Source organism: Allobosea sp. 10L417, assembly GCF_056395485.1.
Window position 1 is genome coordinate 41,088 of sequence record NZ_JBFTJP010000008.1, and the last position, 12,922, is coordinate 54,009.

Annotated in this window: 17 protein-coding genes; 4 read left to right on the top strand and 13 right to left on the bottom strand. The window is 65.8% G+C overall.

The window, feature by feature from the left end; genetic code table 11:
* Position 1 precedes the first annotated feature (1 nt).
* From AC1DE3_RS19195 to AC1DE3_RS19215, 5 genes are all read right to left on the bottom strand, one after another.
* Positions 2-808 (bottom strand): sulfite exporter TauE/SafE family protein, encoded by an 807-nt coding sequence (locus AC1DE3_RS19195; RefSeq protein WP_476780043.1) that lies wholly within the window; start codon positions 806-808, stop codon positions 2-4.
* 174 nt (positions 809-982) lie between these two features.
* Positions 983-1,876 carry an MBL fold metallo-hydrolase gene (locus tag AC1DE3_RS19200; protein WP_476780044.1) on the bottom strand — a complete coding sequence of 298 codons (894 nt, stop codon included), beginning with the start codon at positions 1,874-1,876 and terminating at the stop codon, positions 983-985.
* Between the two features lie 11 nt (positions 1,877-1,887).
* Positions 1,888-2,346: a DUF6691 family protein gene (locus tag AC1DE3_RS19205; protein ID WP_476780045.1), complete on the bottom strand. Its 459-nt coding sequence runs from the start codon at positions 2,344-2,346 to the stop codon at positions 1,888-1,890.
* A 7-nt stretch (positions 2,347-2,353) separates the two neighbouring features.
* Positions 2,354-2,782: a YeeE/YedE family protein gene (locus AC1DE3_RS19210; RefSeq protein WP_476780046.1), complete on the bottom strand. Its 429-nt coding sequence runs from the start codon at positions 2,780-2,782 to the stop codon at positions 2,354-2,356.
* Positions 2,779-3,006 (bottom strand): YgaP family membrane protein, encoded by a 228-nt coding sequence (locus AC1DE3_RS19215; RefSeq protein ID WP_476780047.1) that lies wholly within the window; start codon positions 3,004-3,006, stop codon positions 2,779-2,781. The genes AC1DE3_RS19210 and AC1DE3_RS19215 overlap by 4 nt, the downstream gene beginning before the upstream one ends.
* Before the next feature lie 55 nt (positions 3,007-3,061).
* Between AC1DE3_RS19215 and AC1DE3_RS19220 the strand changes: the two genes are divergently transcribed.
* Positions 3,062-3,409 (top strand): ArsR/SmtB family transcription factor, encoded by a 348-nt coding sequence (locus AC1DE3_RS19220; RefSeq protein ID WP_476780048.1) that lies wholly within the window; start codon positions 3,062-3,064, stop codon positions 3,407-3,409.
* On the opposite strand, the gene AC1DE3_RS19225 is transcribed toward AC1DE3_RS19220, so the two are convergent.
* From AC1DE3_RS19225 to AC1DE3_RS19235, 3 genes are read right to left on the bottom strand one after another with little or no spacing between them, the layout of a single operon-like run.
* Entirely contained in the window at positions 3,384-4,457 is a 1,074-nt protein-coding gene (locus AC1DE3_RS19225) for a YeeE/YedE family protein (RefSeq protein WP_476780049.1), read from the bottom strand. The two genes, AC1DE3_RS19220 and AC1DE3_RS19225, sit on opposite strands and share 26 nt — an antisense overlap.
* A 31-nt stretch (positions 4,458-4,488) precedes the next feature.
* On the bottom strand, positions 4,489-4,869 hold the full coding sequence (locus AC1DE3_RS19230) for an ArsR/SmtB family transcription factor (protein WP_476780050.1): 381 nt from the start codon (positions 4,867-4,869) through the stop codon (positions 4,489-4,491).
* 12 nt (positions 4,870-4,881) lie between these two features.
* Entirely contained in the window at positions 4,882-5,274 is a 393-nt protein-coding gene (locus AC1DE3_RS19235; RefSeq protein WP_441509887.1) for a thioredoxin fold domain-containing protein, read from the bottom strand.
* Positions 5,275-5,341: 67 nt separating this feature from the next.
* Between AC1DE3_RS19235 and AC1DE3_RS19240 the strand changes: the two genes are divergently transcribed.
* The 3 genes from AC1DE3_RS19240 (at position 5,342) to AC1DE3_RS19250 (ending at position 8,474) form a co-directional block, all read left to right on the top strand.
* A complete protein-coding gene (locus AC1DE3_RS19240; protein ID WP_476780051.1) occupies positions 5,342-5,866 on the top strand; it encodes a thioredoxin family protein in 525 nt (174 codons plus the stop codon).
* A gap of 287 nt (positions 5,867-6,153) precedes the next feature.
* A complete protein-coding gene (locus tag AC1DE3_RS19245; protein ID WP_476852665.1) occupies positions 6,154-7,338 on the top strand; it encodes a trans-sulfuration enzyme family protein in 1,185 nt (394 codons plus the stop codon).
* Between the two features lie 113 nt (positions 7,339-7,451).
* Entirely contained in the window at positions 7,452-8,474 is a 1,023-nt protein-coding gene (locus AC1DE3_RS19250; protein WP_476780053.1) for an amino acid ABC transporter substrate-binding protein, read from the top strand.
* 81 nt (positions 8,475-8,555) lie between these two features.
* On the opposite strand, the gene AC1DE3_RS19255 is transcribed toward AC1DE3_RS19250, so the two are convergent.
* The 5 genes from AC1DE3_RS19255 to AC1DE3_RS19275 all read right to left on the bottom strand — a co-directional run bounded on the left by AC1DE3_RS19255 (position 8,556) and on the right by AC1DE3_RS19275 (position 12,853).
* Positions 8,556-10,145, bottom strand: coding sequence for a copper resistance CopC/CopD family protein (locus tag AC1DE3_RS19255; protein ID WP_476780054.1), 1,590 nt, complete (start codon positions 10,143-10,145; stop codon positions 8,556-8,558).
* A gap of 47 nt (positions 10,146-10,192) precedes the next feature.
* Complete coding sequence (locus AC1DE3_RS19260; protein ID WP_441510116.1) at positions 10,193-10,708, bottom strand: YcnI family copper-binding membrane protein; 516 nt, start codon at positions 10,706-10,708, stop codon at positions 10,193-10,195.
* A 344-nt stretch (positions 10,709-11,052) separates the two neighbouring features.
* A complete protein-coding gene (locus AC1DE3_RS19265; protein ID WP_476780055.1) occupies positions 11,053-11,445 on the bottom strand; it encodes a hypothetical protein in 393 nt (130 codons plus the stop codon).
* 125 nt (positions 11,446-11,570) lie between these two features.
* Positions 11,571-11,723 (bottom strand): hypothetical protein, encoded by a 153-nt coding sequence (locus AC1DE3_RS19270; protein ID WP_476780056.1) that lies wholly within the window; start codon positions 11,721-11,723, stop codon positions 11,571-11,573.
* Positions 11,724-11,725: 2 nt separating this feature from the next.
* A complete protein-coding gene (locus AC1DE3_RS19275) occupies positions 11,726-12,853 on the bottom strand; it encodes a ribonucleotide-diphosphate reductase subunit beta (protein ID WP_476780057.1) in 1,128 nt (375 codons plus the stop codon).
* Positions 12,854-12,922: the final 69 nt, after the last annotated feature.

Consider the following 12,922-nt stretch of genomic DNA (forward strand, 5'->3'; position numbering starts at 1 on the left):
ATCAGGTGGCAACCCCGCCGAACACCGCGCCATAGCCGCTCCACACGACGTAGAGCCCCACCAGCGCGACAATGCCAGCGAAGACACGCGTGAGCAGCGTTTTGCCGGCTGCGAGCCGATGCGCGAGCAGCGTCCCTCCGATGCCGCCGACAATCCCGCCGGCGACGAAGAGGGCGGCAATGCGCCAATCGACCAGGCCTGACAGCGCATAGGACACTGCCGTTGTGATCCCGAAAGCGGTGACCGCGACGAGCGAAGAGCCGATTGCCATGATCATCGGCATCCGCGCCGCACCCATCAGACCCGGCACGATCAGGAAACCGCCTCCGATTCCGAAGAACCCCGACAGGCCGCCGACAAGCCCGCCCATGCCGAGCAACCTCGGCAACAGCGTCCTGGCCGTCGCCCGGCCGAGCGATTGGAACGCGACGCCATCGCCCTTCTTGCGAACAAGCATCATGACCGCGATCACGATCATCAGCAGCCCGAACAGCAAAAGCAGCTTCTGCCCGTCGAAGCGCTTGCCGATGGCCGAGCCGGCAGCGGCTCCGGCGATGCCGGCGGCGGAAAAGACAAGCGCGCAGGGCCAGCGCACATTGCCCACCCGCGCATGCCCGACGAGGTTGGAAAATGCACTGAGCGCCACCGCGACCGAACTGGTGCCGATCGCGATATGCGGGGAGCCCACGCCGACGACATAGACCAGCAGGGGCACGGCCAGGATGGAACCGCCGCCACCAATGAGGCCGAGAACGAAGCCGACCAGCGAGCCGGATCCGACCGAGGCGATATCGGGCGTCGCGATCATGCCGCGAGCTCCGGCTTTGCGGCGTCCGCCCGCCCGATCCCTCCCGATCCCAACAGGGTATCGTCGATGCATTCGATCTGCATGGTCATCCTCCCGAGTCCGGCGCCATCCGCTCTCTCTCTGGGCAAGGTCGGGGAGCCCGTGAACCGGCCCCCGGAGTGGGTCGCGGGCGGCTCAGAGCACGTTGAGCGGCACCTTGAGGAAGCGCTTGCCGCTGTCGTCGGCCTTCGGCAGTTCGCCTGCCTTCATGTTCACCTGCAGAGACGGGATGATCAGCTTGGGCATGTCGAGCGTGCGGTCGCGCGCCTCGCGCTTCTCCACGAATTCATCCTCGCCGATGCCGTCGCGCACGTGGACGTTGTGCTCGCGCTGCTCGGCGACCGTGGTTTCCCAGCGGATTTCACGGCCATTGGGACCGTAATCATGGCACATGAACAGCCGCGTCTGCTGCGGCAGCGCCAGGACCCGCTTGATCGAGCGGTAGAGCGTGCGCGCATCCCCGCCCGGAAAATCGGCGCGCGCGGACCCGCCATCCGGCATGAACAAGGTGTCGCCGACAAAGGCGGCGTCGCCGATGACATGTGTCATGCAAGCCGGCGTATGTCCGGGCGTATGCATGGCGAAGGCGGTCAATCCCCCGATGCCATAGGTGTCGCCATCGGCGAAGAGCCGGTCGAACTGGCTGCCGTCGCGCTGGAATTCGGTGCCTTCGTTGAAGATCTTTCCGAAGGTTTCCTGAACGACGGTGATCCGGTCGCCGATCCCGATCCTGCCGCCGAGCTTGCCCTGGATATAGGGCGCGGCCGAGAGATGGTCGGCATGCACATGGGTCTCGATCAGCCATTCGAGGAGAAGCCCGCGCTCGCGGATGAAGGCGATGATCGCGTCGGCGGACTCATAGGAGATGCGGCCGGCGGCATAGTCGATATCCATGACGGAATCGATCACTGCGCAGGCGGTCGAGGCCGGGTCTTTCACGACATAGCTGACTGTGTTGGTCGCCCTGTCGAAGAAGGCGGTGACCTCGGGCCTGGTCGCGAGGTCGACGGGATGGGGAATGCCTTGCATGGGATCGATCCTCAGTTGCGGTGAGCCGGCGCGGTCGGCGGTGTTGCCGGGCTTGCGGCTAGCCGCCGCGCGAGAGCCATCCCGGCGAGCATCGCCACGATGAAGACGAGAGCGGGCAGGCCGCCGGTCAGGGTGGCGACGAGAGCCGGGCCYGGGCAGAAGCCGGCGAGCCCCCAGCCGATACCGAACAGCGCCGCCCCGGTGACGAGCCGCCTGTCCGGCCGGTTCGCTGCTGGCAATGCGAAGCGCTCCGCGAGCAGCGGGCGGCCCCGGCCCAGCACGAGACGATAACCGACCAGGGTCACGCCGATGCCGCCGGCCATCACGAAGATCAGGCTCGGATCCCACATTCCGCGCGGTATGGCGCCGAGATCGAGGAAGGCCAGGACCTTGGCCGGGTCCGACATGCCGGCCAGGATCAGGCCGAGACCGAAGACCAGCCCTACGAGGAATTGGATCAGAATCGACATGGTCGGCTCACAACAGGTGCCGGACGACGAAGACGGTCGCGATCGCCGTCGTCATGAAGGTCGCTACCGCGATGAGCGAGCGCAGCGAGAGCCGCGAGAGCCCGCAGATGCCGTGTCCGGAGGTGCAGCCATTGCCCCAGACCGAACCGAAGCCGACCAACAGCCCCGCAGCCGCGAGCACCGGCATCGCCACGCTCACCTGAGGCACCGGCCAGACCCCGGCAAGCGCCGCATAGGCGAGAGGCGCCAGCACCAGCCCCAGGACCATCGCGACGCGACCGGAGGTCTGCCCGTCGCGCTCCGGCGGCAACAGACGCGAGACGATACCGCTGATACCGGCGATGCGTCCCTGGAACAGCATCAGCGCGACGGCCGCTAGGCCGATCAGGGCGCCGCCGGCAAGCGAGGCGAACGGCGTAAAGCTGGTCGCGATCATGACGAACGCCCCGCGCTGCAAGTGCTGATGCCAAGCAGACCATACGCAGGGCAATGCCGGATGGTCGCCGTCAGGAGCATCACCGCACCCCACGCGGTGAGCGCGTATTTCCAGGCTCCGAGCGGCGCGGCCCAACCGGCCAGCGGCGGTACGAAGGCGGCTGCGACGAGCACGGCGCCGAAAATGAAGCGCAGCATGCGATCGCGAGAACCGATATTGACCATGTCAGGCTCCGGGTCTATTTGATATGCAATAGTCGATATATATCGAAATTAGAATATGTCAATCACGTTCGCCTCCGGAGCCGGCCTGACGGCGCCGCCAATCGAGAAAGCTGCCGCCCTGCTCGGGGCCATGGCGAATCCGCGGCGGCTGGCCATCCTGTGCCGGCTCGTCGAGGGCGAGGCTGCAGCCGCCGAATTGGCGGGCGTCACGGGCCTGAGTTCGGCCGGCGTCGCGTCGCACCTCGCTCAGCTGCGGCGGCTCGGCCTGATCGCCGCGCGCCGGCGCGGGATTTCCGTGATGTTTTCCCTGGCGAGCGTGGAGGCGGCGGCCATTCTCGAAACGCTTCACCGCCTCTATTGCGGAAGCGAAGCCGGTGTCAGCGTCTCGGCAGAAGCCCTCTGAGCGAGCCTTCCATGAGAAAGGCGATGCCGATCCTTGCCCCGATCATCATGCCCGCGATCGCGAGCGGCCAGGAAAGCGCCATCATCGAACCGGCCGAAATCCCCTGCCCGATCGTGCATCCCCCTGCCAGCACGCCGCCGCCGCCCATCAGCACGGCACCCAGCAGATGGCGGCGCATTTCGCGATCGTCATCGAACGCTTCCCAACGAAACTCCCTGTCATAGAGCGCGGAGAGGAAGGAACCGAGCACGACGCCGGCCAGCGTCCCGATGCCGAATTCGAGCAGCGCCGCCGGCGCCGTCAGAACGGCGTAAAGGGCGCGGCCGACAGGCGAAACGAAGGTCAGACTCTGGGCGCGCGGAACATGCTCGAAAGCATCGACCGCAACGCCCGTCACCCACCAGCCCGCCACAACCGCCAACCCCAGCGTCGCCCCGGCGATGAGCAGGCGAGGCGACCGCCGCAGCCGCGGATCGATCCAGACCAGCGTTCCGAGCAAGACGGCTCCGAGCAGCGTCAAAAGCAGCCGGGAGTGCGGAAACCCGAAATAGTCCAGCACGCTGTCGAGATTGCCTTTGATCTGGCCCGGCAGCGGCCAGGCGACCTTTTCGAGGACATCGATACGAACGGGCGCCAGCATTCCGCGCAACGTGGCATAGGCCACCGAGCCGAACACCATCATGACGATCAGGCTGCGCAGATCGCCGGCACCAAGCCGTACCAAAGAGCCGAAGCTGCAGGTTCCGACCAACGCCATGCCGAGCCCGAACAGCGTGCTGCCGACCATGATCGACAGCCATGGCAAGGCGGGCTGGACATAGGTCGAGCTGGAAGGGTCGAGCAGGCCGAGAGCGACCAGAGACTGCGTTCCCGCGAGCGCGACCGCCAGGGCCAGCCCGAAGATGCGCAGCCGGCGCGTATCCCCGCCGATCCAGGCATCCTCGACCGCGCCGAAGGAACACAGCCGCGCGCGCCGGACCGTGAAGCCGCAGACCGCTCCAGTTGCGACGCCCGCCAGCGCTGCGCCCCAGGCGGAGAACTCCGTCATGGTCCGAGCAGCCGGTCCGCCGGAAACGGGCTCACGGCTTGGTCGTCTCGCTTGCGCCGGTGCCGCAGAAGATATCGTAGATGACCGAGATCACGCGGCGGACATCGTCATTGGCGAGGCTGTAATACATCGCCTTGCCGTCGCGCCGCGTCGTGACGAGCTGATCCAGCCGGAGCCGCGCCAATTGCTGAGAAACCATCGGCTGACGAAGCGAGAGCAGGTTCTCAAGCTCCGTCACCGTCCTTTCGCGCTCGGCCAGCAGGCACAGCAGCAGCAGCCGATTCTCATGCGAGAGCGCTTTCAGGAAATCGCTCGCCTTGCGCGCCTTGCGCATGAGCTGATCGAGCTCCGGCGAGAATTCGGCGCCGTCGCGCAGCTCGGTTTCGAGCGCTTTCGAGACGATCGCGGTCATTCTGCCCCCATCTCAAGGCTTCGGTTTGCCATCGCGCTTGTCCATGCCAGCTAAGAGCTGCCCGAGCAAACCCCAAAACATATCGTCGTTCAGATAGCCGGTGATGCGGCCGACTTCACGGCCATCGTCGACCAGCACAAAGGTCGGCGTCGCGATGACCGGCTCCCGCAGGCCAGCATCTCGCACTCCTCCTGCCGAAAGATCGATGCGCCTCAACGGGGCGAGCGCGCCTTCGCGCGTCTTGGCGTAGACCGGCGCGACCTCGCGCTCGAAGCGGACGCAAAACGGGCAGCCGTTGCGCCGGTACATGACAAGTTCCGCAGCACCTGCCGATGCGAGGGATTGGGCCGACAGCACAAAGGCTGCCGCAGCGATCTTCCCCCCATGCCACCAGCTTGCAATCATATCGACAACATAGTCATATTCATATGTTTATACCAGCGACTTCCAAGCCTGCCGCGGGAGGCTGCCCATGATCACCAGAAGAGACCTGCTCGCCCCGGCCTTGGGCGCGGCCCTCGCCGCGTCGAACCTGCGGCCGGTCTTCGGCAAGGCGCGGCTCGGCGAGGACGGCCTCTACGCGTTCGACTGGTATCTCGAGAGCTTTCTGGATCTCGCGGACGATCTCGGAGCGGCGACGCGAGACGGCAAGCGCTTTGCGATCCTGTGGGGGTTGCGCAACTGCCCCGCCTGCCGGCGAATGCATGAGGTCTGCATGGCCGACCCCTCGATCGAGACCTATATCCGCGACCATTTCGCCATCCTGCACCTGAACATCCTGGGTTCGCGCGAGGTGACGGATTTCGATGGGATAAGGCTGACCGAAAAGCGGCTTGCCGCCCGTTACGGGATCATCGGCACACCGGCGGTCCAGTTCTTTCCGCAGAATGCGGAAGGCCTCGCAGGCCGGCAACCGCGTGATCGCGAGTTGGCGAGAATGGACATGCTGCCTGCACAGGATCGATTTCTCGCCCTGTTTCAGGATATGCGGCGCTAGCACCACACACACTGCCGGAAGGTTCAATCCGAGGCTACGCGCCGCGTCGATGGGCCTGTGGCCGGCGTCAGGCCGGCCTGCCAGCGCCGGATGTCGAGATTGTATCGGCCGGACGGTCCGCCACGGCGTCAATGACGCCATCTCGCCCGTCGCGAGCAGCTTAATGCACGCGTGCGCTGCGGGCCGACCCTCCGAATCCATAACATCCCGGCATCGCTCGATACCCTCCGGTCGATTGCCGCCAATTTCCAAAGCTTTGAGTATCAGCCCGACAAGGGAAAACGACCATGCACGACCTGACACTTTGCGTTCATCACCCGGCCGTCGACGAGGAGGGCTATGCCTCGCTCGCCGTGCCGACGCATCGCGCCTCGACCATCGTCTATCCGGACGGAGCAAGCTTCATGGCCCGCAAGTATCGCGGCTTCGACGGCTATACCTATGGCCTGCACGGCACGCCGACGACCCGCACGCTCGAAGCGCAATTGACGGTCCTGCACGATGGTGTCCGCACCGTGCTGGTGCCCTCAGGGCAGGCGGCCGTCACTCTCGTAATGCTGTCCGTGCTGATGCCCGGCGACAAGGTCCTGATCCCCGACCATGTCTATCCGCCGGTCCGCAGTTTCTGCGCCGAATATCTGGCGCCGCGCGGCATCGCCTATGGCGTCTATGATCCGCTGATCGGCGCCGGCATCGCCGATCTCATCGACGAGACCGTCAAGCTGGTCTGGGTCGAGTCGCCCGGCTCCAATACGATGGAGGTGCAGGACGTGCCCGCCATCGTGGCTGCCGCCAAGGCGAAGGGCGCGCTCGTCGGCTGCGACAACACCTGGGCGACGCCGCTGATCTTCAAGCCGCTGGAGTATGGCGCCGATTTCGCCTGCGAGGCGCTCACCAAATATGTCGGCGGCCATTCCGACCTGCTGCTCGGCTCCATCACCGTCAAGGACATGGCGCTGCGCCAGAAGATGAAGGAGATCCTGCGCGGCTTCGGCGTCGGCGTCTCGCCGGACGAATGCCAGCTCGCCTTGCGCGGCATCGAGACCATGGGCCTGCGCGTCGCCCATATGGGGAAGGTCTCGGAGGATTTCGCGCGCCGGCTCGTCGATCATCCCATGGTCGAGCGCGTGCTGCATCCGGCCCTGCCGTCATGCCCGGGCCACGCGATCTGGAAGCGCGATATGGGGCGGTCCTCGGGGCTCTTCAGCCTCGTGCTGAAGCCTGTCGACGACGACGCCATGAGCGCGGCGTTGAGCGCATTGCGCATCTTCGCGATCGGAGCCTCCTGGGGCGGCACGCGCAGCCTCGTCGCGCCGCAGGCGGTCGTGCAGGATCGGACCGCGACGAACTGGACGGCCAAAGGTCCGCTGCTGCGCATCAGCATCGGCCTCGAAGATCCGGAGGAGCTGTGGGCCGACCTGAGCCGACTGCTTTCGGTCCTCGGACAGGCCCCCGCGAACAAGGCTGCCTGACAAGAAGCAAAGCCAAGCCGGGGACGACGAAGACACGGCGCGAGGCTCGCGCCGTGATCGGGAGAACTTTGCCCGAAGACGGCGTCTGGAACACAAAAAGAAGGGGAAGTACGATGAAGATGGTTTTCACCGGGCTCGGCGCAGCCCTCGTGGCGGCGTGTCTCGCCACGCAGCCGGCTGCCGCGGATACGCTCAAGACGATTCGAGATCGCGGCAAAATCATATGCGGCACCAGCACAGGCGTCGCCGGCTTCTCGACCCAGGACGCCAATGGCCGCTGGCAGGGCTTCGACATCGACATCTGTCGCGCACTCGCCGTCGCAATCTTCAACGATACGGAGAAAGCCTCCTTCGTACCGCTGACTTCCAAGGACCGATTGATCGCCTTGCAGGCGGGAGAGGTCGACGTTCTGCCGCGCACGACCACCTGGACGCTGGCGCGCAACACGGGCCAGGGCGTCACCTTCACCGGCGTGAACTACTATGACGGGCAAGGCTTCATGGTGCCGAAGAAGCTCGGGGTCGCCAGCGCGAGCAAACTCGACGGAGCATCGATCTGCGTCGCGCAGGGCACGACGAGCGAGCTTAACCTCGCCGACTATTTCCGCCGCACCAAGATGAAATACGAGGTCGCGGCCTTCGGCACGGCGGAGGATGCTCTCAAGGCTTACGAGTCCGGACGGTGCGACGCCTACACCACGGACGTCTCTGCGCTCTCTGCGAATCTGCTCAAGTTCCGAGACCCAAGCGAACATGTCGTGCTGCCCGAGATCATCTCGAAGGAACCGCTGGGTCCTTGGGTCCGCAGCGGCGACGATACCTGGTTCAATCTCGTACGCTGGACCCTGTTCGCCCTGATCAATGCGGAGGAGCTCGGCGTGACCAAGGCGAATGTCAGGGAGCTGGCGGAGACTTCAGCCAATCCCGAGATCCGCCGCTTTCTCGGCAAGGACGGGAAATATGGCGAAGGTCTCGGCGTGACCGCCGACTGGACCGTTCGGATCATCACCGCGGTCGGCAATTACGGCGAGAGCTTCGAGCGCAATCTCGGCATGAGCTCGCCCATGAAGCTCCAGCGGGGCCCCAACGCCCTCTGGATGGAAGGCGGACTGCAATACTCGCCCCCGTTCCGGTAGAGCACCTCGTCACATCGCCCTCAGAGCCACATAGTGAATGCGCTTGTTCATGGAATGCTCCTGTCGTCCGCGGTTTGAAACTCATGGCCGGATCAGGACGGCGTCCTTGATCCGGCGCATCTCGAAGTCGGAGATCAGGATTTCGAGCTCGACCTCCCAGCGGCCAGGCACCGGCAGGTTCAGCTCATCCACCCGCCAGATGCCGTCCTCCCCAAGACGCGCGCGCCGCTCGATCGGCTCGATCCCGGCCGCGGGGTTGCTGAAGCCGAGGCTGAGCTCCTTGGCGGGCAGCGGACCGAACTCGCCGTTCATCAGCACAACATCGACCGAGACCCGTCCCACCCGGCCGGGCGAGACGGTGACGTCCGCCATCGCCTGCATGGTGTGGATATGGACCAAGGCTGGCTGCGTCTGCGCCGCCAGAATGGAGCGCGGCGGCGGCGTGAAGCGCCAGAGCGCAGCGGTGCCCAGGACCGCGACCAGCACAGCAAGCTCGGCAGCGATGACACGCCTCATGACGCGTGCGGCGATGAGGTCGCCGGCCTCGGTCCGCCGCGTCAGGCGCCAGCGGTTGAAACCGGCCAGCGTGAAGACGACAGCGACAAGGGCAAGCTTGGCGAGCAGGACGCGGCCATAAGCCGTCCACAGCAGCGCCGCCGGCGTTTCGACCTGCACGACGGCCAGAACGAATCCGCTGAGCAGAAGCGCGGCGACGACGACCGCAATCCCGGAGGAAAATCGCCGCAGTGCGCCACGACCTGCCTTGATCCGCAGGGCCAGAGACAGCGGCAGCAACGCGCCTGTCCAGAGGGCGATCGCGCTCGCGTGCAGGAACACGGCAGGACGCATCAGCCATTGTGGATGGGCGGCGCTGGCATGGCCGCTGCTCGCGAGGGCAACCCCGGCCAGCAATGCGCTGAGAAGCCCGGCTACGCCCGCCGCCGTTCCACGCAGCTGGATTCCGACGAAGGCGATGGCCAGGGCCATGGCCGCGCCGACGGCGGTCCAGAGATAGCTGGTCGACGCCGCGGCTTTCCAGATCGCCGGCTGGAAGAAGGCAACGAGCGAAGCCCCCATCGCGTCGAGGCCTTGCGCGCTCAAAGCGACGGGCACGCAGATCAGGCCGAGCACGGTCATGACGGTGGCGAAGCGCCTCGCCGAGCCGGGGAGCGGGCCGACCCATGCCCCACTCGCAGCGGCGCCGCAGCCGAGGAACAATCCGAGATAGAGACCCAGCCGGCTCAGCCAGACGAGCATTCGCACGCTCGTATCGAACTGCTCGCCGGTCTCGGGCGCCGTGCTGCTGGGCGCACCGATCGAAAACACCAACGTGCCGCCGACGGGGTGGCCGTCCTCCGAGACGACGCGCCAGCTCAGCGCGTAGGTGCCGCTCACCAGTCCGGCCGGAGCAGTGATCACGACCGTGCCGTCCTTCAGCGCGAAGCGATCGAGTATGCGGGCTGCGCCATCCGGCCCGAGCAGCCTCAGCGCAAGCGGCGAGACCGGCTCGCTGAAAACGAGATCAATCTGCCCCGGCGGAGCCACGAGCACGCTGCCATCGGCCGGAACGGCACGGTTCAGCGCCGCATGCGCCCAGGCGAGACCGGGCGCCCCGGCGCCAACCAGAGCAAGGAGAAGCAGCAGCAAATAGCGGCGGAATCGGACTGACATGGCTAATCCTCGCGGCGGAGCGCAGGATGCGCCCCGCCGCCAAGCGGTCACTTCGCGGGGGTGAGCTTCACGCCCGGCGCCGGGAACTTGTAATCGTCCGCTACCTTCCCGGCGGCCGGAATCTCGATCCAGCGCTCGACGGCGCCGCCCTCGCATTCCTGCACGACCGGCATATAGAGCGTCGTGTCGGCCTTCAGATCCTTGGTCAGATAGCCGCGCAGGACGAACTCGTCGTAATGCTCGTCGAGCAGCTTGCCGCCGCTCCAGACCACTTCCCTCACGCCCTCGGAAGTCGGCGTGCCGTAGTAGTCGTAGGACTTGTCGTACTTGCCCTTGACGGTCTCGAGGGTCCAGCCCGGCTTCGGCATCGGCTTCACGGCGATGACGCCTTCCGGAATCTGGACGCGGACCTTGGTCGTCGCCGCGCCCTTGCAGCCATGCGGTACGCGGAGCACCGCCTTGTAGGTCGAGCCGAGGGCGGCTGAGGGGCCTTCAAGCGTGATATGCGCGAAAGCCGGGCCGGCAGCGATGAGGCCGGCCACTGCGAGAAGATATTTCATGATGCTTGCCCTTGCTGATTGAGGCCGTTTCGTCGGCCGGTTTGCGACAGGCTGGCAGCCCGCCGGATTGGGAAAAGCGGGGAACGACAGTGCGGAAGAGATGCGCCATGCGGCAACCCAGCGGCGGCAAGTGGCCGCTCGCGTCCGCCCAGGACATCATCGATGAGCGCGATGGCGGCTGCGAGCGCGCCTGTCGCGAAGCAGCCCGCAAGGCGAGCCGGGGGATGGGATGGCATGGCACCGAATCCGCGCCGTGCCGGCGTCGGATCGGGCTATGAAGCGCGTCACAACGGCCGGCGGCAGGCTGAAGTCAGCCGTCGCGGACGCTCAGGGCGCCGGACGGCGGCTCAGACGATAGCCGGAGGCGCGCGCGGGTTAGCGAGAGAATGCTCGGACAGGAATCCGACGGGCCGGTCGAGCCGGCGAGCGAAGGCGACCTGATCGACCGGCCGATGCAGCAGTAGCTGGAATTCCGGCTGCGCCGGATCGGCTCCAGCGAGCATTGGGCAGCCGGCCGTGCAGCAGCTCATGCCGGCATGGCTCTGCGATTTGTCATGATCGCTTCCCGTCTGCACATCGCCGCCCGGCGCGCAGTGCGTCAACGCGAGTGTGCGGTCGAGCGAGAGCGCATTGGCGTATGTACCGGCGGCGAAGCCAGCGAACAGGGCCTGGATCACGAGCAGATAGGCCGCGAAAATCGCGACCCAGCTCCTGACATCAGATCCGCTGCGATGGCTCAAAGCATCGACCTCCGATGCCTCGATATCACCGACGCGGCCGAGATCAAATGGCTTTGCGGTCGCAGGCCGACAGGAACTTGCGTCGGCTTCTCCGCTCGCAATTGGCCAGGAGCGCATTGATCCGCTCAGGCGAGCCCCGGGCATCGGGAAGCTCGGCGCGCCGCCGATGCGAGCCCGCTCGGTTCCGCCGCTGGTTCGTTTCCGAGCATGTGTTCCGCGATGATGCGCTCGACGGCCAACTCGGCGGCGCCGCCATATTCGGTCGCCTCGCCGGTCATCCTCACTCCCAGCTCAGCGCGCCCCCGTTCTGGTACTCGATGACGCGGGTCTCGAAAAAATTCTTCTCCTTCTTCAGGTCCATCGCCTCGCTCATCCAGGGGAACGGGTTCTCGGCCTCGGCGAAGACTGCGGCCAGGCCAAGCTGGGCGCAGCGGCGGTTGGCGATGAAGTGCATGTACTGCTCGCAAAGCGCGGCGTTCAGCCCGAGGAAGCCCCTCGGCATCGTGTCGCGGCCATAGGCGGCTTCGAGCTCCGCGGCTTCCCGGAGCATGCCGCGCACCTCGTCCTGGAAGGCCTTGGTCCAGAGATGCGGGTTCTCGATCTTGATCTGGTTGATGACGTCGATGCCGAAGTTCAGATGGATCGACTCGTCGCGCAGGATGTACTGGTACTGCTCGGCGATCCCCACCATCTTGTTACGCCGGCCGAGCGAGAGGATTTGCGCGAAGCCCGTGTAAAACCACATCCCCTCGAAGATCACGTAGAAGGTGATCAGGTCGCGCAGCAGGGCCTGGTCGTTCTCCGGCGTGCCGGTGCAGAACTCCGGGTTCTCGATGCTCTGCGTGTGCTTCAGCGCCCAGGCCGCCTTGTCGGTGATCGAGGGCACCTCGCGATACATGTTGAACAGTTCGCCCTCGTCGAAGCCGAGACTCTCGACGATGTACTGGAAGGTGTGGGTGTGGATCGCCTCCTCGAAGGCCTGGCGCAGCAGGTACTGCCGGCACTCCGGGTTGGTCAGGTGGCGGTAGATCGCCAGCACGATGTTGTTGGCGACGAGGCTCTCGGACGCCGCGAAGAAGCCGAGATTGCGCTTGAGCATGCGCCGCTCGTCCTCGCTGAGCCCGTCCTTCGACTTCCACAGCGCGATGTCGGCCTGCATCGAGACCTCGGTCGGCATCCAGTGGTTGTTGCAGCCGGAGAGGTACTTCTCCCAGGCCCATTTGTACTTGAGCGGCAGGAGCTGGTTCACGTCGGCGCGCGCGTTGATCATGCGCTTGTCGTCGACCGTGACGCGTCCGCCGTTGCGGTCGATCTCGCCGAGGCCGGTGGCATCGACGACAGGCGATGGGTTGGTCAGGATGGCGGGATTGGCCGGGGCCGCCGGCTTGGTGTCGGACCAGTCGAGCATGGGATGTTCCGTTCAATGGAGTGCGGGGCGTCATGCTCGGGCTTGACCCGAGCATCTCTTGCCGAGGAG